Below are 21,959 nucleotides of genomic sequence, written 5' to 3'. Positions count from 1 at the left end.
CCCAGCCTCTTCTTTGTTTATATGAGTGATTTACTATTTTTGTAAATGAATTATATGGTAGCATGATAAGTAACATCCTTGGTTCAGTCCTCCTAGATCGAAAACGACATTCCAGGAGGTTTTATAATTGCCAATCAGTTCTATCATCCCAGAAGATTTTGGTGAAGTATTCAGAAGCGGGCAGTTTGAAGATATTTATCGTAATACATCAAGCGATTTCCAACAGTTAGTGTCATTGAGCGATTTTCGAGATTTATCAGCATCTTTTAATGAAGGTATTGATCATTATAATCTTGAGTGTAAGACTGTTTTGCAGAAGTTAGACAGCTATGTTTGGATAGATGATCAAAGAGAGAAAGCAATTCATGTAGCCTTTAACGAAGAACAGCAGATACAGAGTCTCCTCTTAAAGCCGTTTATAACTTACCCTGAAAGTGATAAGATCCTTACGAAGAATGTATATATCATGCCGATAAAGGGTGACTGGTTTGTCTTTTGGGGAGGTACTAATGAATTCATAAACTATCATTATGTATATGAAAATCAGCGCTATGCGTATGATTTAGTAAGGGTACAGGATAGTTTGTCTTATCAAGGTGCTCACAATATAAGTGAAAACTATTTTGCCTTTGGAGAAGAGATAGTAGCACCGGCAGATGGCATAGTTATCCAAGTGCTTGATGGAGTGAAGGATAATGTCCCAGGTGAGATGGATCCAGATCTGCCCGAAGGGAATTATGTGCTTATCGAGCACGCAAATAAAGAATACAGTATGTTAGCTCATTTAAAGAAGGACTCTATCAAAGTTAAAACAGGGGATGAGGTAAGAGAGGGCCAATGTATTGGAAACTGCGGCAACTCTGGTAACTCCTCCGAACCTCATTTACATTTTCAAGTTATGGATTCCGATGATCTTGAGAAGGGAAATGCGATACGGATTCAATTTAAGGACGGTTATGAACCTATCCAGGGCGACACTGTCTCTAATTAAGAAAAGAGATTGGATATTCTCCAATCTCTTTTGTGTTTTAACTGCATCTGAATATACGAAACCCCAGCTTATCTTTATTTCGCTGCATGATTTCTTCATGTTTTCCCAATATCTCTAACAATGCATCATCAATAGTTTCTGACAGGGAGAAATCAGCAGCATGCTGTTCATCAACCTGTTCCAATCCTGGTTGATATTTTGTTACATCTACTCGTTGAAATCCAGCATCTCTAAAAGCTGTCAGCCATTCGTTCTCTGTAAATAATTGTGGGAATCGGTAAAAATCAATAATCTGAGTTTGTTCTTTTTCTGAGATTGTTTGCTCCAGTACAGTTTCAATTGCGAGCAATCTGCCGTTTCGTTTCAGCACTCTTTTGATTTCGGGAATTGTGGCAATAACATTAGTAAAGGAAATGACCGATTCCGAGAGAGCAATATCAAAATGCTTATCCGGGTAGGGGAGATTCTCTGTGTCTCCGACTTTGGCATCAATCGATAAAGCCAAACTTGAGAATCTTTGCTGGGCTTTCTCCACCATAATGCTGTTGTTGTCTAAGACATTAATACTGCAGCCGTATTGCTGTGCAAGATAAGCAGCAGTTTGCCCTGTGCCGCATCCTACCTCCAGTAGGGTGGTATCCCCATTGATTTTCTCCTCAGCTAATATTTTCTTTGTTAACTGCAGTCCACCGGGATGTGCACCGCCTACTCCAAATAGTGCTAGACACTCAAGATATGTGTAATTCAAACGTAACCCCTGCCTTTGTATGACATCATTGCAATATGCTATGAATACGGAAAAGTTTTGTGCTATTAGCCTTCATGCTGACCAGACTCGCTTCCATTGAATAAATTAGTGTTGTTAGGGGGAGGAAAATGAGCGTAATCAGAACGGATGAATGGCTGCTTGATGATTATGATGATCCGATCGCACTATGCGAGAAGCTAACTGAACTTTTTACTGATGCTTCTGCAGCTGAAATATATGATTACTTCATACGTCATGGCATGTACCGCCCGTTAAAGAAGAATAAACAACTGGATGCTAAGGTGTGGGAGGTTGTGCAGCAGGACGAGGCATTCCTGCAAAAGGAGTGGGAAGGTCCGGATATACCTATCTATATTTTCCCTTCAGATGAACGTAATAAATGGATTCAAAAGCAATTGGGTGGAAAATCCGGTCTGGCATTCAAGGATAAGCTTTTTTTATTTATATCAACAGAAAATACGGAGGAAGAGATCAAAGCAATATTTACGCATGAATATAACCATGTTTGCCGGCTGAATCGTTTGGATAAAAAGGAAGAGATGTACACTTTATTGGATACAATCGTATTAGAAGGGATAGCTGAAAATGCTGTTAGGGAGAGATTGGGAGAAGAACTGACTGCTAGCTGGACATCCTTTTATTCTGATAAGAAAATCGAAAAAATGTGGTCTGAAAATATTGTTCCGAAGCAGCAGCTTTTGCGCCAGGATTATGAATATGAAGCCATTCTGTTTGGTTATCGTAAATATCCGAAGATGCTGGGGTATTGTGCTGGCTATCATGTAGTTAAAAACTATATGGAAAGACACAGCTTATCCAGTAAAGAATTGCTGGCTGTTGATGCTAGTGTTATTACTGGAGATATGGAGTCTGGTGAACATGAATAAAGCCCGGCTGCACCAATTCCAGGCTTTTTCATGCGCTGTCATGATAAATCTATATTGAAACTATATAGTTAGATCCAGAATAGAGAAAGCAAGGCTATTCCTGCGATGGCCCCAAAAGCTACTCCAAAACCAAAGCCAAAGCCGCGGCCAAAACTGCGACCGTAACCGCCGCCATAACCATTTCCATAACCTCCATAACCGAAACCGCCAAAATTCCTGGAGCGGCCCATAGGCTGCAAATAAACACGATCTCGGTCTATACGCTGTATAATCCCTCTATGAACTTTTCCGTCATGGCAACGGATTTCAACTGCTTTACCGCTATATCTTTGGCATAATGAACGATATTGTCCAACTGACATATCTTCACCTCCATAATTTTAGGATACAGGGTATTATATGTCCTGAATAAAATATCGAAGGGTACACGTATCTTAGGGGTTTAGCGGAATCTTGGTGAACAGCACATAAAATGTTGACATGTTGCTGCCAACGTTAATGACAAGCCGAGATACAAAATAGGGTTTGACAAAAAATCTAACAAAGACTAGAATAATCAATATTCAGGAAGAATCTAAATAACTTAATAATAAAGCTATGAATGCTATGGATCACACTATAGCAGGAGCAGCTTCTGGAGAGACCGCGAAAGTCGCGGCGCCGAAGGGTTCACAATCTCAGGCAAAAGGACAGAAGAGTATCGGATATGTATTTGTGTTATGCTGCGCGCGTATGACCAATAGTATTTGTTATTCTTGTGATCAAGAGATTGGAGAGAGCCTCCAATCTCTTTTTTTATTGGGTTGAATTGAAGGAGGAGCTAGATTTGGCACAACAAGAGTTAAAGAGGGACTTATCCAATAGACATGTGCAGCTGATCGCCATTGGCGGTACGATTGGTACCGGATTATTTTTGGGATCCGGAAAAGCGATACAGCTGGCTGGTCCCTCTATCATCTTTGCTTATTTGATTGTAGGTATAGCACTGTTTTTCGTGATGCGAGCACTAGGTGAGCTGCTTTTATCGAAAGCAGGCTATCAATCTATTACAGACATTGCTGAAGATTATCTTGGACCTTGGGCATCGTTCGTGACGGGGTGGACGTACTGGTTTTGCTGGATTATGACAGCGATGGCAGATGTCATTGCTGTCGGGGTGTATGTGAACTATTGGTTTGAGATCCCGCAATGGATCCCTGCACTTATCTGTGTAGTCGTTTTATTAGGGCTTAATCTATTAACGGTAAAGCTATTCGGAGAATTAGAGTTTTGGTTCGCATTGATCAAGGTAGTTACGATTCTTGCTTTAATTGGGATAGGAATTGTTCTGCTGGTGATAGGTTTCCAAACAGATACAGGAACAGTTTCGGTTACGAATCTATGGGACCATGGAGGACTATTTCCGAATGGAATTTCTGGTTTCTTGTTAGCCTTCCAAATGGTCGTCTTTGCTTATGTTGGAGTGGAATTAATCGGGGTATCCGCAGCTGAAACAGCTAACCCGGCTAAGAACATCCCATCAGCGATCAATAAAATTCCATTACGAATATTATTTTTCTATGTTGGAGCACTACTAATCCTATTAATGATAAATCCATGGACTGAGCTGAATGCAGCCGAAAGTCCATTCGTGAAGACATTTAGTTTAGTTGGTATCCCGATCGCTGCAGGTATCATCAACTTCGTCGTATTAACATCAGCAGCATCAGCAGGGAATAGCGGCATGTTCTCCACAAGCCGCACCTTATATAATCTAAGCAAACAAGATCAAGGCCCAGCCCAGCTTGCTAAACTGAACAAAAAGCACGTTCCAGCGAACGCTTTATGGCTATCTGCCATTGTCGTATCTGTGGGAGCACTCTTAAGCAAACTCATACCGGAACAAGCCTTTGGAATTGTCACGAGCATTAGTGCTATCTGTTTTATTTGGGTTTGGAGCATCATTCTTATCTGTCATATTAAATATAAGAAAACACGTCCGGAATTACAGAAGAAAACAACGTTTAAGGCACCGTTTACGCCGTTTGTGAACTATGCTGTGCTGGCGTTGTTTGCGGGAGTTCTGGTTATTATGTTGGTGGCTGATGAGACAAGACCGGCGTTGTTGTTGACGCCTTTGTGGTTTGTTTTGTTGTTTGGTTTGTATTGGGGTAGGCGGAAGAGGACTAAGGTATCAAATTAAAATACATTTCTCAAATTCTTTATGATTTCATCTTTTTAAAGCAGTGTTTAACTTGTAATTCGTAGTCAAAGAAGAAGCAGCTGAAGGAGTCCTATTATAAATGGACTCCTTTAACTTAGAGATTATCTTTTAGTAATATGGTTTTCAGTTCCTTCGATACTAAATCTAAGTCGTACTAGTACCTCTCGAAACCATTCTAAAGGAGCTAGTCCGATTGCGGGAAAGTAAATTTCCAACTCATCAACCAATCGGACTCGTATGGATTTCGAACATGACCATTCGATGTGATGAATACATACTCTTCTATAACGTAAACTTATACATAGCTAGTGTTTCTATTTGACACTCTAACTATCTTTTAGTATTAATCAATATTTAAGCTTGGATATCCTACTACAACTTAAGACTTGAGCATAAAAAAAGCAACCAACTGGCTGCTTCTCTTCTCTTTATGCAGTTTTTTGCCGGTTACTTCTTTTAAATAATAGATAGATACCCGTTATAAGTGTTAAGATTCCTGGGATTATATAAAAGACAGATAATCCATAAATGCCTGTAACAGTTGTAATGATTAACAATATGCTCGCAAGTACTGGACGTCTTTTTATTAATGACGCTCCAACAATTGCAACAATTCCACTAATAATCCCTAATAAACCAAAGTTTCCAAAGGTATAAGAGTCATCAACAACCGCAAATAGTTGTGCTAGTAATGAAATAATTAATCCTAAGACTCCACCTGTTATAGCTGTTTTTCTCATTTATTCCATCTCCCTAAATTAAAACAATAGAAAAGCTAACAAGAATAACACATCAAAAGTTAAGAACGACCAAAATACTCTTCTCCTAAAGCCTACAAACGTAAGGATATTCGCCACTATAGTTAAAGGTACGTAATATAAAATTGCGTCTGCCTTAATAACAGTCATATTTATATCTGATCCACTAAACAAAGAAAATATCAATATCGCCCTAGATAAAACCAATAACCCCATAATCAATTGCCTAAATAACTTTAATGATTTGAATTCATTAGTGAGAGCTCCCGAGGTAACTCTTTCTTCTTTAATTTCTTTTTCCATATAATCGAAGGAACTCATTGACTTTATTTCTCTATATTCTTCGGAATCTTTAAAATGGTTATCCAATATAACTTTAACTTCATAATCAAGTTCATCGTAGAATACAAGTAATTCCTTAGCTAATATATGAAATTCCTCTTCCTTCTTCATTTGTCTCCCTCCCTATATTTTAACCATCTTTTTTTCATTCGAAATAAACGTACTTTCAGTGTAGTCTCTGGAAGATTGAGAAAGGCTGCTATTTCCTTAAAAGTGAATCCGTAGTGTTCTTTAAGCAAAAAGATATTCTTATCGATTGCATTCAAATCAGAAAGAAGTTCATTAATTGCTTCAGTTCGAATAATTTTTTGTTCCATTTCATTTTTATCTGTTGCACCTGTATTTGTTATTAGGTCTTGTTCAAGCAAACAGGGTCTCTTTTTCCGAAAATAATCGATTAATTTATTTTTTGAGGCCTTAATCAACCATCCTTCAAGTGATGTGGTTGAGTAAATCAATTCGGGCATCTGTAATAATTTCGAAAAAACTTCTTGGATGATATCTTCTGCTAACTGTTCATCTCTAGTTAATGTCATTAGATATCTCTTTAAATTCGGGTAATTCCTCTCGTACTCTTCGGTGATTAGATCAAGAGGTTCCCTCCTATTCACCTTGAAAACCCCTTTCTGCTGGCCAGCTTCACTTAGAAGACGAACCAAGATAATAAAAAGTTACACATGTTATACATAAGGACAAAGTTAAAGTTTTCGATCCTAGAGACGGTAATATAACCTTAACAGCTGATCAATTCATTGAAATGTGGACTGGGGTTGTAATTTGTTTTGAGCAAAACAAAATCACAAATATAACTTCAAAAGAAGAAAAACCCTTTCAAAGTTATCAGAGATATTTAAGGATATTATATAGAGAGAAAAAATTATTTTTTTCTGTAATATTTTTATCAATACTAATTTCTTTAATAGCGTTTTTGGGCGCCTGGATTTATAAAATTGTAATAGACAACTACATTTTGAATGAACCAATTAGTGATGGATTTGTGCCAAAAGATTTTAACTTCATAGCACTTATAATTAGTCTACTTATTTTTTATTTATTTCAAACAGCTCTATCGCTTATAAAGAATATTTTTAATGCAAAAGCTGTAAAATCACTAAGCAATAAGCTGTCGGAATCCTTTTTACAACATTTGATAAAGATTCCACCCAAAAGTTTATCTCGTTTTGAGACTGGAGAAATATTATCTAGATTCCAGAGTATTAGTGAAATACAACAATCATATTTAATTGTAATACTTACATTAACTACTGAAATTATAGGAGCACTAGTGGGCGGTATAATTTTATTTAGTTTGAGTCATCAATAATTTTTCTATGTTCTCATCATGATAGCTATCTATTCAATCATATTTACTGTTTTTCTTCCATTATTAAAAAAGAATAGAAAGAAATACTACACACATTATTCTGAATCAATAACTGCTTTAAATCAAACGGTCTCAGGGAGCTCAACAATATTAATGCAAAAAAGCAGCATTTGGTTCTTAGATAAAATAATTAGTAAGATATATAAAACAAATAGCAAGCAATATAATATTGGTGTACTCGAAGGTACAGCTTCATCTCTTGTAACATTAACTGAGTCTGTCGGAAGCTTAGCTATTCTAGCAAGGGGAAGTCAATTGGTTATTTAAGGTACATTATCTTTAGGTTCTCTTGTAGCATTTCAAAGTATGATGATGAGTTTTATTTCGCCAATACAACAACTCGTATTAGTACAGAATGAAATTCAAAATCTCAGAGTACTGACCCAAAGATTGGATGATTTGTATGAAGTAAAGACAGAGAGAGTAGAGTTACCAATTGTAAAAAAAGAGATACTGCAAAGTCATGATTTGAAATTTGAAAATGTCTCTTTTTCTTATTATATTTGAAAATATTAATTTGGAAGTAAAAGAAGGTAGTAAAGTAGGAGTAGCTGGTAATAGTGGAAGAGGTAAAACAACTATGCTAAAAATTATGGCTTCACTTTATTCTCCTACAAACGGAACCGTTTATTTAGGTGAAAAACCATATAGTCGATATTCATTAGATACATTGAGGGAAGATATTGCATATGTAGATCAAATGTCATTTGTCTTTGAAGGAACAATTTTAGATAATCTAATAATGGGGACACCGTTAAGGGAAGTAGATGTAAATTACATTAATAAAGTAGCAGAAATATGCGGCCTTTACCATTTAGACCCTTCGAATTTAAATGATTTAGAGATGTTATTGGCTGAAAATGGGGATAATCTATCAGGAGGACAAAAACAAAAAATTGGTGTAGCAAGAGCACTAATAAATAAACCTAAATTGCTACTTCTAGATGAAGCAACCAGCAACATTGATGAGGAAAGTAAACATAAAATTCTTTCCTTTATATTTTCTCTTGAGGGAACTACGGTGATATCTATCTCTCATGATAAAAATACATTGCAATATTGTGATCAATGCTTACTAATGGAAAATAATCAGATAAAAATGATTCAAGTAGAAAAAAATGATCTTGTAACGATTTGACATACTTTAGATATATAGGTGCACTTTCTAGATTTGTGATTAATGTACTGATCAAATCAGATAAATAATAGTTAAAGTAGGTATATATTAAGAAATATATACCTACTTTATTTAAACTCAAAAAAACTTTTAAAAAAATTAAAAATGTTGTAACGAATCATCATTCTTTTGGATATATAGATGAGTAAACTTTTAGACGGTTTTGCTTAATATATGAAAAGGAGGAACATGGTGAACACAGAAGATGTCTATCAAGAATATGCGGACTTTGTCTTTAAATATTTATTAACTCTAACCAATAATGATTATCAGTCTGCCGAAGAAATGACACAAGAGACGTTTTATCAGGCGATTAAGTCTATTGACAACTTCCACAATAACGGAAAAGCAAAATTTTCTACATGGCTCTGTTCGATTGCGAAAAACGTGTGGCTACAGGAACTGAATCGTGAAAAGAAAAGGCATCAATTGGCGGAATCATTAAGTGGCGACAATGCATTATCTTATAACTTGGAAGAAGATTACTTTAGAAATGAAGATAAAATACATTTTTTCAAACAAACGCATCAGCTTAGTGAGAAAAAGAGGGAAGTTATTTATCTTAGGCTATTGGGGGATTTATCTTTTAAAGAAATCGGCTCTATCTTAGGAGAATCAGAGAATTGGGCGAGAGTAACATTTTATCGTGCTAAACAATATATACGAAAGGGTGAATAGGGTATGAATCATGATGTTTTTAGAGATTTAGTTCCAAACTATCTAGAAAATTTAACGAGCGAAGAGACGAATAGACAAATGGAACAACATATGGAGCAATGTGAAAACTGCCGGGAATATGTAAATGAAATGCGAGAAGAATTATTCATTGAACACATAAATGAACGAAAAGACGAGAAGAAAAAAGTAGACTATTTGAAAAAGGTGCGTTCCAAAAGTAAAAAAAAGATTTTTATGATTATAGGGACAATGTTATCCTTATTTCTTGTCTTAACTATTAGTTATTATTTTCTTTTTGTCCATATGTGGGTAGCAGATGAAAATAATGTGCAGACGACTATTCATCATCAAGATAATGTTGTCACAGTCACTTTTCAAACAAAAAAAGATAATCGATATCTTTTAGCTAAGAAAGAATATGGGGATCAAGAGTATGAGAATCAGATTATCGTATACGAAAGTTGGAACTTTTTTACTGATGTAAAATTAAATCAGTTTTCAGATTTAGCTAATTCCCTCCAAGATGGTACGGATAGCACATATACATTTTTGGATAAGAATACCTTATTGCTACCTAATGGGGAAGAAAAAACATTGACAGATGAAGACAAATTACAGATTATCTATAAAAACAGTACAGAAGAAATATTATTAAAGGATTTGTACAACAATGTAGATATTAACTAGAGGGGGTTGGTCTATATGACTTTAGAAATCAATAATATAACTAAGAAATTTGAAAAAAATATAGTGTTAAATGATATTTCTGTTGCACTTGAATCGGGTGTTTATGGTTTGCTTGGTGCAAACGGATCAGGCAAAACGACGTTAATGCGTATTATTTGCGGTGTTATTAAGGCAAATGAGGGGACGGTTATTTATAACGGCGAAGATACTAATGAAAAATCTGTTCCATTTCGATCTATATTAGGGTTCTTACCTCAAGATTTCCGATATTATCCTGATTTTACAGGACTTAAATTTTTATTATATATGGCAGCTTTAAAAGGATTAGATAATAAAACAGCTAAAGAGAAATGTAATGAATTATTACATTTAATCGGTTTGGAGGCTGTAAAAAATAAAAAAATTAAGAAATACTCTGGTGGAATGAAACAGCGTTTAGGAATTGCACAAGCAATGATAAATGACCCAAAAGTATTGATTTTAGACGAACCAACAGTTGGTTTGGACCCAAAAGAAAGGGTTCGGTTTAGAAATCTAATTAGTTCTTTTTCAAAAGAAAAAATTATCATTCTATCTACTCACATTGTTTCTGATGTCGAATATATTGCTGATGAAATCTTAATTTTGAATAATAGAAAGGTCGAAAATAGAGGAACCGCGGTAGAACTTGTAAAAGAAATTGAAGGACAAGTTTGGGAGTGTATCGTGCAACCAGCGGCTGCTGATGAAATGAGAGCAAAATATATAGTAAGTAATGAGAAACATGAAACCGAAGGAATGATTTTGCGAGTTATTTCTAAAGAACAACCTACGAGGAATGCAACAATGGTTCAACCTACATTAGAAGATTTATATTTATATTATTTAAGAGAGGAAGTGGGAAAATGATAACTCTTATAAAATATGAACTCGATAAATTAATAAGGAATAGGACTTTTCTTATTACAAGTATTCTTTCGTTAGTGGTTATAGCTGGAATTTTTTTAGTGGGTTATTATTATTCTCAAGTTTCTTACGTGGAACAAACAAATGCAGATAAGGGCTATCCAGAGTTCTATTCTGATACAGCAAATGAATACTCAGGCGACTTTGACGATCAAAAAGTCAGGGAGATTTTGACAGACTATATGGATGATTTTCAAAGTGAAGCTGATGAAGAAAAACGACCTTTTGATGTATTCTCGTGGTATATAGGTGAGACCTTCTTCCCTAAAGAAGGAGATATCCATTTAGAAATGAATGAAGCAATGGGAAATGGAGAAAAGATAACTTTTGACCAACTCGATATTAGAAGTATACAAGATGTTGGATTTGCAAGTTTCGATAAACCTTTAAAGCTTGGCACTTACAACACTTGGGGTGATTTATTTCTAGTTACAAGTAATATGTTTCTTCTTGCAAGCATGTTTATTATTTTTATATGCTCTTCTGTTTTTTCAAGTGAAGTATCTAGCAATATCAATCAACTGTTACTCTCTACTTTTTAACATCTTTTATTAATGTTAGATTTAATAAAATTCTCTTTTTCATAATCGGTCCATTCACTACTTAAGAAATTTACGCATGATTAGTGCGTTGATTTTGAAAAAACTTAAAATAATACAGTATGAATTCTGACACATCTATTAATTGTTTTTTTAAGCTCTTCAAACCACATGTCAAAACGTTCTTCAGGTAACAAATCATCTGGTTCTGAAAATGACTGATCGTAATTATATTTTGCTGTAAGGCTATTTTTTTTGACATCATAATGCATCTTTATCTCAGCTGGCATATCTCTTCCATGTTCTTTGCATTTTTGGTATATTTCCTCCAAATTCTTGGTGCCAATATCCAAAACGGCTTCCTGTCTATTGTCCGATGTATCATATTGATAACCTTTTTTACTAGATGTAACTGCTTCATTAAGCTCATTCTTTAATACCACAGAGCCATCAATCTTATAAAACACATCAAATGTGAAAATTTCTGGCTCAAATGAGCAGTACATATAAATATCCTCTGCTTGGTTGTTAACATATTCAAGGCAGATTGCTACAATATCTGCTTGTAACTTAGAAAGGTGATCCTCAAAAACCTTCATAAAGAAGCTTTCCTAAGATGTTGTTTAATGTTCTTTTCATTCAATATCAACTCCTCTAGAGTCCCTCTTTTGGGTGTCGGAAATTACGCTCAATTGCATGAATTAATCCAAACATTATTTCATTATTATTTGTGTCATCATGAAATCCTTGGCATAGAAGAGTAATATGGTTTCCGTCTTTCATTTTTAATATATTTTCTATTTTCTATAGCCTTTTCGAATTTCTCTACTTCTTAGTCTTCTCGTAATAGACGATTATCCTTTAAACTTTACAGTTTGACTAAGATAACCAAATTAAGCTACCTCCAACCTTTCATCTATTATTAAAGAAACAGCCCTCTGTATATAGAAGGGCTGTTAACTTTTCATTTTATATATTCGGATTCCCATTTTTCCTGTTTTTCAACAGGGCTAATCTCAGAAAGGTCATCATATCCATAATTGATTTTCATTTTTCCGTTGCTATCCAAGATGTAAGTCAAGTGACTCCACGATTCCTGTTCTTCTTTAGAAAATTCTAGCCATAAGTTTGTGAAGCATGAATATAATTCATTTTCTAATCGATCAAAGTCATCTTCGTCTATGTTAAATATATCTATTATATCAAGGCTATAAATTGGTTTAGATTTATTTTCAGGGTAATAATAGAAAAATACTTTTTTATATCCTTCTCTGTACTCAGCATATAAATATATTTTAGCCCATTCTTCAGGTATCATATCAACTAAAGTGTTTACTATGCATTTATAATCCATGAAGTTTTTATCCATTGGACTTAACTTCTTATTCATTATTGTATGGGTCCCATAAATTGTGTAATCAAATAAATATGCTCAACAAATTTGACTTTCTCTAGATTTTCAACTTTTTCTGGTCCGCCTAATCCTAAAAGGGGAACATATGCAAAACATTCTGTAAAACAAGGTTCCCCATATTTTTGAACAGCATCAGGGTAAGGAAGCCAATTTAAATCTTCAGAAAGAAAATCATTGTCATTTAAATCTTCTAGGAAAAAATCAAAACTAGCTGAAATAACATCAACTCTATTTCTTCTGAAGTTTAGCAAGTTTAGATATCTTCCTTTTTCCCAAACTATTATATCCCCCATTGAAGTTACGAATAGTGGAATTGACTCATTGTGGCGGACGTATACATCTTTCAGCAGATTACTTAATTCATGGGGATTAACTATCTTAAGGTAACCTTGTAATATGCTGCCAAATCCGTGCTTTTTCCAAATATCTATAACTTGTGAAGGAACCTTGCTATTAAAATCCTCAATTACGGATATTGGAGCGTTTTCTTCAATATTAAAATCGAGAAAGATATCATTTTGATTTTCCACTTTAATCACCTTTTTCCTTCAATTTAACATTTAAATATGTTGATTCTTGTGCCTCTTTCGACATTAAATCTGAGCTTTGTTTAACGTGATCATCAACTTCCTGTATTCGTGATTTCCATTGAGATCCTAGTGATGAATTTATCCTTTTATCTCCTAGTCCTCCTATATCAGAAGGGTTTCCTCCTGCAATTTGGTCAGGATTATGCAATGCTGCCTGACTTTTAAGCCAATTATTTGCTTCTAATTTGGCTTCATTTCTACTTAAACCCTGCTTACGTAACTCGAGGATTTTTTCATTGAGTGCTTCTTGTCTTGCTAGTCTTTGAGCAGTATTGCCCTGAGTTGCTCTGCCGTCAGATAAATATTTATTTCTATTTCCGAGAAAACCATCTACAGTAAGTGAATTTAGACCGCGTTCTTGAGCTTGTAGTTGTCTTTCGAACTCAATAGGATCATGTTTTGGGTTTCTTTTAAAATTAACTTCTACTTCTTTAATTCTTTGGACACTACTCAAATCACCGTTAGTATCTTTACTATTCTTTTTAACAGCAGACTTTCTATCTATTATCTTATCAAGGATTTAATACCATCAGAAACAAATCCGCTGCCCTTATCAATTATCTTCACTGGTTTCCCTACAGGAAGAAACATAGCTAACGCAAATGCTTTTTCCCCATTAGTCGCCTCCGGATTCAAAACAGTGGCAAGATCCTCCGTAAAGAAATTCCAAACTCCGCCTACTGCTCCATACACAAACTCTTCTGTATCCGAAAGCGGCTTAGAGCGCGGTTCTGGAATCTTATCAACAAATTCATAAGAAACACCAGTATCGTGCATGTATTCACGAATGATACGTCCATCTTTTAATGTGTGATAGGTACCATTCCACTCGTAATATTCATCTATTACATTTTTTTTATTTTTAATATAGGGGTATAGTTGGTTGAATTCTTCAGCAGTAATCTCAGCCTTCTCACCAGTCGCAAGAGCATTTCTGCCTTTAGCCATCAGCTTAAACTCATCATGATAAGAGAAAAACGCACTGTTAAATTGGGTGATATTAAACTTGTCTACAGTAATATTATTCTTATCAATCGCATCTTTCAGCTTAGACATATAAGTCTTCATCTGCTGCATATCGTCCTCGGATTTATCCAGCTTGCTGGTAGCATTCGAGTCCATCTCATACATATTATCAACTGTCTTGTTGATTCTCTTTTTTGCATCGGCGATGGAATCTAGGAATGCGTCATCTTTTACATGTGATACGGATGCTAGATCTCTGACGCTATTAAGCTGCTGATTAATTGCGTCAGTTGTAGCAGATAGACTGTCCTGTGCTTTTTGCATTTTATTGGTCAGTTCGCCTTCTAAAAATTCCTGGCGGATGAAGCCACTTTCGTTCGGTTCGAAGGAGAGGACTTGATCATTGACGGAGCTTAGTGCCTGTTCATATTGTACCAAAAAGCTTTCCATGAATTCGAGGAAGGGCTTGTGTGCTTCTTCATAGAAGGAGCGGATGGAATCCGCAGTGTTTCCTGAAAATCCATCATGTAAGGTTGTGATGCCGTTTAGGGCTTGCTTGACTTGTTCGACGGTTTCTTTTGTTTTACTGATAAAATCTTTCGTACTGTCAACTTGCTGCTGAATGTCTAGAACATCTAGATTTTTAATGTTGTTCACCACCTGATTTTTCCGTTAGCTATTGTCCTAGTTTGATTATAATAAAGGGAAATTTTGGTGTAAGGGAAAATGAGAAAAACACATCGAATTTACTGGTAATAAATAGCTGCATTATAAAAAAACAAGGCGAAAGACTTATATATATAGGGGAACAGCGTAGTATATGGAGAAGAGACTCCTAGTATTTATGTTTAACGTAATAGACACTCCTATGAATAATTGATAGAATAGTCTGAATTAAAATAAAAGGGTAGTGAAATTGATATGAAAAGGAAGTTAGGGTGCCTACATGCCCATTATTCTAATATTGATTATATCGAGAAGGCTCTTTCATCATATGATATAGAATTAATCCATTTTGTTGATCCAGCTTTAATGCATCGAGTCACATTTGATAAAACTTTCAAAGCAGCAGAAGCTCAAAACAAAGTTAAACAGCAAATAGAATGGATTGCTCAATGTAATGTTGATGCTATTCTCATTACCTGCACAAACTATATTGCAGTTTTACAGGAAGAAGAACTATCAACATCAATCCCTATTTATAAAATTGATGAACCTTATTTTGAAATCATTAGTAATATAAAACAACCTCAGACAATCCTGTTTACAAATCCCGCTACTGTGAATGGTACGATGGAACGACTGAATCAATATGCTTCGAAGCATAAAAAAACTTTAAATATAGATGTAATCGTCATAGATAATACTTTTGAGTTAATTATGAAAGGGTTGAAACAGGAATACGATAGAGAGATTTCCAAGTACCTTAGCAAAATCATTAAGAGAGATAAGATTATCTCTGTTGCTCAATTATCTATGGTTGATGCAGCCAAGGAAGTTGAGTACATGACATCTAATCCTATCATTAATCCATTGGATACATTAATTTCTTCTGTTGTTAGTCAGTTGAAAATAGACAAGATAACAGGGGGGATTTGATTTCTCGTACTGTAGTCTTGTTGCTGGATGTTAATACATCTAAATTTATGATATTCTTCACCACCTGATTGTCCGCTAGTTGAATTATAGAGAGAATTATTTGGCGAGAGGCGAATTTATAGAAATAAGAAAGAGAACTCAGCTTGCAAAAAAGGAGAGGGACTAAGATTAGCCCCCCTTAATACTACTATTTTAATTCAACTATAACTGGTTCCATTTCAATAGGCGTATTGCTGCTTAATATACCAAATGGAACGGTTAGAGAGTAGTCTTTTATGTTTATATCTTTGACATTATTAATGGTAAAGACAGATTGAAAATGAGGATAATCATCATCTATTTCTTTTGCTTGATTACTACGAATTTGATGATCAACCATTTGATTCATATCTAGCTGTCCGTCATCATCTTTATGGATATTATCAGATTTTATAAGCATGATGAAGTCTGCGAAGTTTTGGACAATATCTTTTCCTAACTCTTCAGAATCAGCATTTTGAATACCATATTCTAAAATAAGTTGATTTTCATTCTGTTTAATATTGTTAACCTGTATTTTATATTCAAATCGATTACTATCTACAACAAAAGGAGTGCGCTTATCTAAAGAGCTTAGGGTATCTACTTCGTCCTTTATAATTTCGGGTTTAATTGTTAGATACTCAGTGTTCTTTGCTATTTTGCTGCTAAATAATTCTCTAATATCATTTTCCACTAGACCGTTGCTTTGATTTACTGACAGCACATCTGCATGACTTTTCGAGAGACGATTGCCCTTATCATCAAATACAGTTATATTAATTTCATCATTTTTTCCGTCTAGTGGGAATGTAGTTTTGTAATCCAAGAATGTGGTGGCTTTCCCTTTCGTGACCGAATCTATTTGAATAGAATAATCCTTATTTTCCTTAGAGATACTTTCACCTTTTACGGCTATTGTCTCTGAAGGAATTTGCTTAACTGGAACGTCGAACTTCCAGATACCTTTTACTCCTGTAATAGAGGTGAAGGTTAGTGGTAATGTATAATCTTCGGGCAGATCAGCATTGGGATTATCAAATTCCATTGCACCCACGTAGCCGTCCGATGTCTTTTCCAAACCAGTTGTCATACTGGATGACCATTGTTTTTGTTCATCACCGTCAGATAAGTGAAAACTATATCCCACTTCAGGTTCTTCTTGCTCGCCAATCCTATCCAAAGAGACCCTATCTCCTTCCGCTTTAAATGTCAGACCGATGACATTCCCATCATAATAAGCACTTGTAATAGTTATCTCTATACCATTACTTTTTGCTTCATCATTTATTTGAGTAATCAAATTGCTTTCAAACAATTCATATCCGATTTGCATACTGAATCTATCATATATAGCACCGATTATCGGGACAGAAGCAAGAACGTTGGTGACTGGTGCGAATAGTAATCCTGATACCAGCAAGGCAGAGGCAGCAATTGATGACGCAGCTACGACCTTTTTAAGACCCGATTTATTTTTCATTCCCTTTTCCCTTCGGCCTATTTTGATTCCATTATTAATTGCGTTCATCACTTCATTACGAGGGAACTCTATTTTATTGATTTCATCATTGATGTCCTGTTTGTTCATATTCCATCCCTCCCAATAGTCTTCTCAGGTCAATTTTTGCACGTCGAAGATTTGTTTTAACAGTATTCTCGGGCATATTGAGTGTTTCGCCTATACAACGAATAGGCATATCATGATAGTAGAATAAAATAATAACGGTCTGGTGATTATTGTTCAATTTAGAAATTGCATGTAAAAGGTCAAGTTTACCTTCAATGTCATAACTTTGTTCTGTAAGCTGGGTAGACAAAAAGCTTTCTTCTAGAATGACTTTCTTTTTCTTCCTGAGGAAGTCATAAGAAATACGGATTAATATTTTTGTTAACCAAGTGGTAAAGAACTCAGGCTGTTTTATCTGTTCTATCGATATATATGCTTTATAGATTGTTTCCTGGAGTACGTCCAGGGCATCCTCTTGATTTCGCATATATAAAAAAGCTGTTTTATATAATTTCTCACTTTCATTCTCTACTAGCTTTTCAAATGCTTTTTCATTACCGCGCATGGCTTTTTTGACAAGTTTTATTTGTTTGTCCAAATGAAGACCCTCCTTTCACTATGTTAGAGCAGTTATGTAATGGAAAAGTTTCACTAAAAGAGAGATATTATTTATCCAAACTTTACTATAATAGATTCTAAATGAAACGAATCAGCAAGGCGGGTGAAAAGATGCAATTTTTAACGTATGAACTTGCTCAGGAAATTGTGGAGCGTACGATGAAAATATTAAATAGTAATATAAACGTAATGAATAATGAAGGGGTCATAATAGGGTCCGGAGACAGCGAAAGAATCGATCAGCTTCATGCTGGTGCTCTTCTTGTCCTTGAAAGGGGCGAAAGTGTTGAAATTGATCATTCTAGTGTTGTGAGTATGGAGGGTTCAAGACCGGGTATTAATTTACCTATCCTTTTTAATAATCAAGTTGTCGGCGTTGTGGGAATTACAGGTGAACCGGAGCAAATCCGAAGTTATGCCCAGCTTGTGAAAATGGCGGCAGAATTAGTGTTGGAGCAGTCATTTTTGCTGGAGAGAGTGCAATGGAAGCAAAGGGCACAAAGTGAGATTGTGAATCAGCTTATTTCAGAAGAAGGCTTGGATGAAGAAGTAATAAAAGAGCGTGCGGGCCTTCTTGGAATTAATTTAGAGCTTCCTAGAATTGCGATTGTAATGAAGGGCTCAGATGCCTCGATTCAGAGACTCATTGCATCTATTCAATACGAAATTGGCAGGGAAGATTTGATCGGTGTCACTTTTAATAATGACATAATAATTCTCAAAGCAGCAGTTGTTATCGATACCAATAAAGATATAAACACATTTTTGAAGCGGGTGTCAAAGGTATCATCCAACACCATCCTAATTGGCAGCGGGAGATTGGCAGAACACATTAAACAATTAAAATCGTCATTTGATCAAGCCAAAAGAGCAATTCTGGTAGGAAGTAAGCTGAGGCCAAACAGGAGCTTCTATCGATACGAGGATTACCAGTTAGAGATAATCCTCGCAAAATTAGTTGAGGACGAGGACAAAACTATTTTTTCTTACTACCACCAGCTTCTGGATCAAGGGAGAAAGGGAGAACTAATCCATACATTGGAAGCTTATATAAGAGAGGGTGGAGAATTAAACAAGACCGCAGAATGCTTGTTTATTCACCGGAATACGCTGAGGTACCGCCTTGATAAAATTACCGAACTGACAGGCAAGGACCCGCGTAATGCAAAAGATTTAATGGAACTTTATATGGCAAAGCTGCTGCATGATATTAGCTAATTGTGCAAATGCACAATTAGAGTGAATTTTCCCCGTGATTATTTTATGTCTTTTCACAATGCAACCATTATAGAAAACGCTTACAATAACTATATAACGATTACGCATTGTGGAGGGATCAGCATGGATGTTACTGTAAGCGCTTTAGGAGCGATAAGCGCCTTAGTCATAGCAATTATTCTTATTTTAAGAAAAGTGCCGCCAGCCTATGGAATGGTAGCTGGAGCTTTGATCGGTGGGTTAATTGGTGGTGTGAATATTACAGATACCGTCGCCTTAATGATGGAAGGGGCACAAGATATCATCCCGGCAGTTTTGCGTATTTTAGCTGCAGGTATCCTGGCCGGTGTCTTAATTGAATCGGGGGCGGCATCCTCGATAGCGGAAACAATAGTCAAAAGAATCGGAGAAACGCGTGCATTGCTGGCATTAGCAATTGCAACGATGATCCTAACTACAGTCGGGGTTTTCGTAGATGTAGCAGTCATTACTGTATCACCAATCGCCTTAGCAATTGCGAAGCGTGCAAATTTATCAAAAACGGCTATTCTTTTAGCAATGATCGGTGGAGGTAAGGCAGGGAATATTATGTCGCCTAATCCGAATGCGATTGCTGCTTCTGACGCATTTGGCGTTCCGCTTACATCCGTTATGGCTGCCGGAATCATTCCAGCTGTTTTCGGTGTTGCTGTTACGTATCTCTTGGCCAAACGGCTTGTTAAAAAGGGTACTGCGGTAGCGAGCCAGGATGTAGAAATGACAGATAACACGAAGCTGCCAATATTCATAACTGCATTGATTGCGCCGCTAGTCACGATTATTCTGCTCTCTTTGCGACCTCTATTTGATATCAACATTGATCCGATGGTTGCTTTGCCGATTGGGGGTATCATTGGAGCAATCGCCATGAAAAAGACGAGGAAAATCAATGAATACGCAATTTCTGGTTTGAATAAAATGTCCGGCGTAGCCATTATGCTTTTAGGTACGGGAACATTGGCTGGAATCATAGCTAACTCTGCATTGAAGGATGTCTTGATTAATGCATTAAACGCTACAGGGTTGCCAGCTTACGTACTGGCGCCTGTTTCCGGGATCTTCATGTCGGCAGCAACTGCTTCCACAACAGCTGGTACGGCAGTAGCGAGCAGCGTTTTCAGCGGCACCATTTTGGATTTGGGTGTGTCGGCTTTAGCAGGAGCTGCCATGATACATGCGGGTGCAACGGTGCTGGACCACTTGCCGCACGGAAGCTTTTTCCATGCGACAGCAGGAAGCGTAAATATGGGCATCAAGGAACGGTTAAAGCTGATGCCTTACGAGTCTTTAGTCGGTCTGACGCTTGCAATAATTTCGACACTGATATTTGGGGTCTTTAAGCTGTTTGGTTAACGTAGTCAATTCTGAAAGGGAGGATGTATAGCTATGAAAATTGTAATCGCACCCGATTCATATAAGGAAAGCTTATCGGCTCTGGAAGCTGCTAATGCAATTGAGAGAGGCTTTAAAATGATTTTTCCGGATGCTGTCTACAATAAAATGCCAATGGCAGATGGCGGCGAGGGAACCGTGCAGTCACTCGTGGATGCTACAAACGGTAAGATTGAAGAACGGACTGTAACGGGTCCTTTAGGAAAGCCAGTCAAAGCATTCTTTGGCTTAATGGGTGATGGGGAAACAGCTGTCATAGAGATGGCTGCCGCATCGGGCTTGCATCTTGTCCCAACAGAAGATAGGAATCCTTTAACCACCTCTACCAAGGGAACGGGGGAATTAATTTCTGCTGCACTTGATCTTGGTGTACAGCATATCATTATCGGGCTTGGCGGCAGTGCCACAAATGATGGGGGAGCCGGTATGATTCAGGCGCTCGGAGGAAGGCTGCTTGATGAGGCGGGCAAAGACATAGGTGATGGCGGCGGTGCACTCGCACAGTTAGCTGTAATAGACTTAGCCGGTTTGGATAATAGATTGAAGGATGTCCGAGTGGAAGTAGCTTGTGACGTGGATAATCCTTTGACGGGACCTAGAGGTGCTTCCGCAATCTTCGGTCCCCAAAAGGGTGCCACACCTGATATGGTTGAATTACTCGATAAGAATTTGTCCCACTTTGCTGATATTGCCGAAAAAGCTCTTGGGAAGTCCTTCCGGGATATAGAGGGTGTCGGTGCAGCTGGAGGCCTTGGGGCAAGTTTGTTGGCTTTCTTGAATGCGGATTTAAAAAGAGGAATTGATATTGTCCTGCACGCTGTGGATTTTGAGGAAGCAGTCAAGGATGCAGACCTTGTTATCACTGGTGAGGGACGGATTGATAGTCAAACCATTTATGGAAAAACGCCAATCGGTGTAGCAAAAGCAGCTAAGAAATATGGTGTACCGGTGATAGGACTTGCCGGTTCATTATCTCAGGATAGTGATGTCGTGTACGAGCATGGCATTGATGTTCTTTTCAGCATTGTTCCAGGTGTGGTAACACTTCCGGAAGCTTTTGAACATGCAGCAGAATATATGGAAAAAACGGCACGAAACATCGCTGCTTCCATGAAAGCTGTAAAGTCTAGGATGCCGTTATAGGTTGGCATGTGAAAAAGGATTGATCTGTGGAGATCAATCCTTTTTGGGTATTTAATAATCAGTATGCACGAGCAAACCAAACGGTATGTTTT

Annotated in this window: 26 protein-coding genes and 1 riboswitch; of the genes, 13 read left to right on the top strand and 13 right to left on the bottom strand. The window is 36.6% G+C overall.

Annotated features, from left to right (window positions below; translation table 11 throughout):
• Nucleotides 1–127 precede the first annotated feature (127 nt).
• The gene (locus tag CHH48_RS19895; RefSeq protein WP_281252969.1) at nucleotides 128–991 is read left to right on the top strand and encodes a M23 family metallopeptidase; all 864 of its coding nucleotides are present in this window, start codon (nucleotides 128–130) and stop codon (nucleotides 989–991) included.
• A gap of 37 nt (nucleotides 992–1,028) precedes the next feature.
• Here the strand turns inward: CHH48_RS19895 and CHH48_RS16670 are convergent, their stop codons facing one another.
• Nucleotides 1,029–1,739, bottom strand: coding sequence for a class I SAM-dependent methyltransferase (locus tag CHH48_RS16670; RefSeq protein WP_095220447.1), 711 nt, complete (start codon nucleotides 1,737–1,739; stop codon nucleotides 1,029–1,031).
• Nucleotides 1,740–1,867: 128 nt separating this feature from the next.
• On the opposite strand from CHH48_RS16670, the gene CHH48_RS16665 reads away from it, so the two are divergent.
• Nucleotides 1,868–2,647 (top strand): DUF2268 domain-containing protein, encoded by a 780-nt coding sequence (locus CHH48_RS16665; RefSeq protein WP_095220446.1) that lies wholly within the window; start codon nucleotides 1,868–1,870, stop codon nucleotides 2,645–2,647.
• Nucleotides 2,648–2,715: 68 nt separating this feature from the next.
• On the opposite strand, the gene CHH48_RS16660 is transcribed toward CHH48_RS16665, so the two are convergent.
• The gene (locus CHH48_RS16660) at nucleotides 2,716–3,009 is read right to left on the bottom strand and encodes a hypothetical protein (protein WP_095220445.1); all 294 of its coding nucleotides are present in this window, start codon (nucleotides 3,007–3,009) and stop codon (nucleotides 2,716–2,718) included.
• 262 nt (nucleotides 3,010–3,271) lie between these two features.
• Nucleotides 3,272–3,350, top strand: a riboswitch (glycine riboswitch).
• A gap of 123 nt (nucleotides 3,351–3,473) precedes the next feature.
• On the opposite strand from CHH48_RS16660, the gene CHH48_RS16655 reads away from it, so the two are divergent.
• Nucleotides 3,474–4,829, top strand: coding sequence for an amino acid permease (locus CHH48_RS16655; protein ID WP_095220444.1), 1,356 nt, complete (start codon nucleotides 3,474–3,476; stop codon nucleotides 4,827–4,829).
• A 449-nt stretch (nucleotides 4,830–5,278) separates the two neighbouring features.
• Here the strand turns inward: CHH48_RS16655 and CHH48_RS16650 are convergent, their stop codons facing one another.
• Genes CHH48_RS16650 through CHH48_RS16640 form a run of 3 tightly spaced genes read right to left on the bottom strand, consistent with a single transcriptional unit; the run spans nucleotide 5,279 to nucleotide 6,561 of the window.
• The gene (locus CHH48_RS16650) at nucleotides 5,279–5,590 is read right to left on the bottom strand and encodes a hypothetical protein (protein ID WP_095220443.1); all 312 of its coding nucleotides are present in this window, start codon (nucleotides 5,588–5,590) and stop codon (nucleotides 5,279–5,281) included.
• Nucleotides 5,591–5,608: 18 nt separating this feature from the next.
• Nucleotides 5,609–6,061 carry a hypothetical protein gene (locus tag CHH48_RS16645; protein WP_095220442.1) on the bottom strand — a complete coding sequence of 151 codons (453 nt, stop codon included), beginning with the start codon at nucleotides 6,059–6,061 and terminating at the stop codon, nucleotides 5,609–5,611.
• The gene (locus CHH48_RS16640) at nucleotides 6,058–6,561 is read right to left on the bottom strand and encodes an RNA polymerase sigma factor (RefSeq protein WP_095220441.1); all 504 of its coding nucleotides are present in this window, start codon (nucleotides 6,559–6,561) and stop codon (nucleotides 6,058–6,060) included. Before CHH48_RS16640 ends, CHH48_RS16645 begins: the two co-directional genes overlap by 4 nt.
• A 71-nt stretch (nucleotides 6,562–6,632) precedes the next feature.
• On the opposite strand from CHH48_RS16640, the gene CHH48_RS16635 reads away from it, so the two are divergent.
• The 6 genes from CHH48_RS16635 (at nucleotide 6,633) to CHH48_RS16610 (ending at nucleotide 11,363) form a co-directional block, all read left to right on the top strand.
• Entirely contained in the window at nucleotides 6,633–7,274 is a 642-nt protein-coding gene (locus CHH48_RS16635; RefSeq protein WP_255212184.1) for an ABC transporter transmembrane domain-containing protein, read from the top strand.
• 577 nt (nucleotides 7,275–7,851) lie between these two features.
• Nucleotides 7,852–8,472: an ATP-binding cassette domain-containing protein gene (locus tag CHH48_RS16630; RefSeq protein ID WP_176466482.1), complete on the top strand. Its 621-nt coding sequence runs from the start codon at nucleotides 7,852–7,854 to the stop codon at nucleotides 8,470–8,472.
• A gap of 231 nt (nucleotides 8,473–8,703) precedes the next feature.
• A complete protein-coding gene (locus CHH48_RS16625; RefSeq protein ID WP_095220438.1) occupies nucleotides 8,704–9,189 on the top strand; it encodes an RNA polymerase sigma factor in 486 nt (161 codons plus the stop codon).
• A 3-nt stretch (nucleotides 9,190–9,192) separates the two neighbouring features.
• A complete protein-coding gene (locus CHH48_RS16620) occupies nucleotides 9,193–9,876 on the top strand; it encodes a zf-HC2 domain-containing protein (RefSeq protein ID WP_095220437.1) in 684 nt (227 codons plus the stop codon).
• A gap of 15 nt (nucleotides 9,877–9,891) precedes the next feature.
• Entirely contained in the window at nucleotides 9,892–10,764 is an 873-nt protein-coding gene (locus CHH48_RS16615) for an ABC transporter ATP-binding protein (RefSeq protein WP_095220436.1), read from the top strand.
• A complete protein-coding gene (locus tag CHH48_RS16610) occupies nucleotides 10,761–11,363 on the top strand; it encodes a hypothetical protein (protein ID WP_095220435.1) in 603 nt (200 codons plus the stop codon). Before CHH48_RS16615 ends, CHH48_RS16610 begins: the two co-directional genes overlap by 4 nt.
• 104 nt (nucleotides 11,364–11,467) lie before the next feature.
• On the opposite strand, the gene CHH48_RS16605 is transcribed toward CHH48_RS16610, so the two are convergent.
• The 6 genes from CHH48_RS16605 to CHH48_RS16580 form a co-directional block, all read right to left on the bottom strand.
• Nucleotides 11,468–11,959: a DUF600 domain-containing protein gene (locus tag CHH48_RS16605; RefSeq protein WP_095220434.1), complete on the bottom strand. Its 492-nt coding sequence runs from the start codon at nucleotides 11,957–11,959 to the stop codon at nucleotides 11,468–11,470.
• 55 nt (nucleotides 11,960–12,014) lie between these two features.
• Entirely contained in the window at nucleotides 12,015–12,143 is a 129-nt protein-coding gene (locus CHH48_RS19975; RefSeq protein ID WP_095220433.1) for an Imm30 family immunity protein, read from the bottom strand.
• A gap of 181 nt (nucleotides 12,144–12,324) precedes the next feature.
• The gene (locus CHH48_RS16595) at nucleotides 12,325–12,750 is read right to left on the bottom strand and encodes an immunity protein YezG family protein (RefSeq protein WP_255212183.1); all 426 of its coding nucleotides are present in this window, start codon (nucleotides 12,748–12,750) and stop codon (nucleotides 12,325–12,327) included.
• A complete protein-coding gene (locus CHH48_RS16590; RefSeq protein WP_095220448.1) occupies nucleotides 12,750–13,304 on the bottom strand; it encodes a T6SS immunity protein Tdi1 domain-containing protein in 555 nt (184 codons plus the stop codon). Before CHH48_RS16590 ends, CHH48_RS16595 begins: the two co-directional genes overlap by 1 nt.
• A 1-nt stretch (nucleotide 13,305) precedes the next feature.
• The gene (locus CHH48_RS16585) at nucleotides 13,306–13,818 is read right to left on the bottom strand and encodes a polymorphic toxin type 15 domain-containing protein (protein WP_095220431.1); all 513 of its coding nucleotides are present in this window, start codon (nucleotides 13,816–13,818) and stop codon (nucleotides 13,306–13,308) included.
• Nucleotides 13,819–13,868: 50 nt separating this feature from the next.
• Entirely contained in the window at nucleotides 13,869–14,987 is a 1,119-nt protein-coding gene (locus CHH48_RS16580) for a ribonuclease YeeF family protein (RefSeq protein ID WP_176466480.1), read from the bottom strand.
• 264 nt (nucleotides 14,988–15,251) lie between these two features.
• On the opposite strand from CHH48_RS16580, the gene CHH48_RS16575 reads away from it, so the two are divergent.
• Nucleotides 15,252–15,929 (top strand): hypothetical protein, encoded by a 678-nt coding sequence (locus tag CHH48_RS16575; RefSeq protein ID WP_095220429.1) that lies wholly within the window; start codon nucleotides 15,252–15,254, stop codon nucleotides 15,927–15,929.
• Between the two features lie 187 nt (nucleotides 15,930–16,116).
• Here CHH48_RS16575 and CHH48_RS16570 read toward each other — a convergent pair whose 3' ends face one another.
• Nucleotides 16,117–17,538, bottom strand: coding sequence for a DUF4179 domain-containing protein (locus CHH48_RS16570; RefSeq protein ID WP_095220428.1), 1,422 nt, complete (start codon nucleotides 17,536–17,538; stop codon nucleotides 16,117–16,119).
• A complete protein-coding gene (locus CHH48_RS16565) occupies nucleotides 17,516–18,055 on the bottom strand; it encodes a sigma-70 family RNA polymerase sigma factor (protein ID WP_095220427.1) in 540 nt (179 codons plus the stop codon). The genes CHH48_RS16570 and CHH48_RS16565 overlap by 23 nt, the downstream gene beginning before the upstream one ends.
• 131 nt (nucleotides 18,056–18,186) lie before the next feature.
• On the opposite strand from CHH48_RS16565, the gene CHH48_RS16560 reads away from it, so the two are divergent.
• From CHH48_RS16560 to CHH48_RS16550, 3 genes are all read left to right on the top strand, one after another.
• Nucleotides 18,187–19,293 (top strand): CdaR family transcriptional regulator, encoded by a 1,107-nt coding sequence (locus tag CHH48_RS16560; protein ID WP_095220426.1) that lies wholly within the window; start codon nucleotides 18,187–18,189, stop codon nucleotides 19,291–19,293.
• Between the two features lie 123 nt (nucleotides 19,294–19,416).
• Nucleotides 19,417–20,685 (top strand): GntP family permease, encoded by a 1,269-nt coding sequence (locus CHH48_RS16555; protein WP_095220425.1) that lies wholly within the window; start codon nucleotides 19,417–19,419, stop codon nucleotides 20,683–20,685.
• 33 nt (nucleotides 20,686–20,718) lie between these two features.
• On the top strand, nucleotides 20,719–21,867 hold the full coding sequence (locus CHH48_RS16550; protein ID WP_095220424.1) for a glycerate kinase: 1,149 nt from the start codon (nucleotides 20,719–20,721) through the stop codon (nucleotides 21,865–21,867).
• Nucleotides 21,868–21,959 lie beyond the last annotated feature (92 nt).

Source organism: Terribacillus saccharophilus, assembly GCF_002272075.1.
Taxonomy (GTDB): Bacteria; Bacillota; Bacilli; order Bacillales; family Amphibacillaceae; genus Terribacillus; species Terribacillus saccharophilus_A.
This window is presented reverse-complemented; position numbering and strand designations above follow the sequence as displayed.

What these genes read in the sequence shown, in the direction of transcription:
- CHH48_RS16665 (WP_095220446.1), top strand. Translation starts at nt 1,868, where the DNA reads ATGAGCGTAATCAGAACGGATGAATGGCTGCTTGATGATTATGATGAT.
- CHH48_RS16660 (WP_095220445.1), bottom strand. Translation starts at nt 3,009, where the DNA reads ATGTCAGTTGGACAATATCGTTCATTATGCCAAAGATATAGCGGTAAA.
- CHH48_RS16650 (WP_095220443.1), bottom strand. Translation starts at nt 5,590, where the DNA reads ATGAGAAAAACAGCTATAACAGGTGGAGTCTTAGGATTAATTATTTCA.
- CHH48_RS16645 (WP_095220442.1), bottom strand. Translation starts at nt 6,061, where the DNA reads ATGAAGAAGGAAGAGGAATTTCATATATTAGCTAAGGAATTACTTGTA.
- CHH48_RS16620 (WP_095220437.1), top strand. Translation starts at nt 9,193, where the DNA reads ATGAATCATGATGTTTTTAGAGATTTAGTTCCAAACTATCTAGAAAAT.
- CHH48_RS16615 (WP_095220436.1), top strand. Translation starts at nt 9,892, where the DNA reads ATGACTTTAGAAATCAATAATATAACTAAGAAATTTGAAAAAAATATA.
- CHH48_RS16610 (WP_095220435.1), top strand. Translation starts at nt 10,761, where the DNA reads ATGATAACTCTTATAAAATATGAACTCGATAAATTAATAAGGAATAGG.
- CHH48_RS16605 (WP_095220434.1), bottom strand. Translation starts at nt 11,959, where the DNA reads ATGAAGGTTTTTGAGGATCACCTTTCTAAGTTACAAGCAGATATTGTA.
- CHH48_RS19975 (WP_095220433.1), bottom strand. Translation starts at nt 12,143, where the DNA reads ATGAAAGACGGAAACCATATTACTCTTCTATGCCAAGGATTTCATGAT.
- CHH48_RS16595 (WP_255212183.1), bottom strand. Translation starts at nt 12,750, where the DNA reads ATGAATAAGAAGTTAAGTCCAATGGATAAAAACTTCATGGATTATAAA.
- CHH48_RS16575 (WP_095220429.1), top strand. Translation starts at nt 15,252, where the DNA reads ATGAAAAGGAAGTTAGGGTGCCTACATGCCCATTATTCTAATATTGAT.
- CHH48_RS16570 (WP_095220428.1), bottom strand. Translation starts at nt 17,538, where the DNA reads ATGAACAAACAGGACATCAATGATGAAATCAATAAAATAGAGTTCCCT.
- CHH48_RS16560 (WP_095220426.1), top strand. Translation starts at nt 18,187, where the DNA reads ATGCAATTTTTAACGTATGAACTTGCTCAGGAAATTGTGGAGCGTACG.
- CHH48_RS16555 (WP_095220425.1), top strand. Translation starts at nt 19,417, where the DNA reads ATGGATGTTACTGTAAGCGCTTTAGGAGCGATAAGCGCCTTAGTCATA.
- CHH48_RS16550 (WP_095220424.1), top strand. Translation starts at nt 20,719, where the DNA reads ATGAAAATTGTAATCGCACCCGATTCATATAAGGAAAGCTTATCGGCT.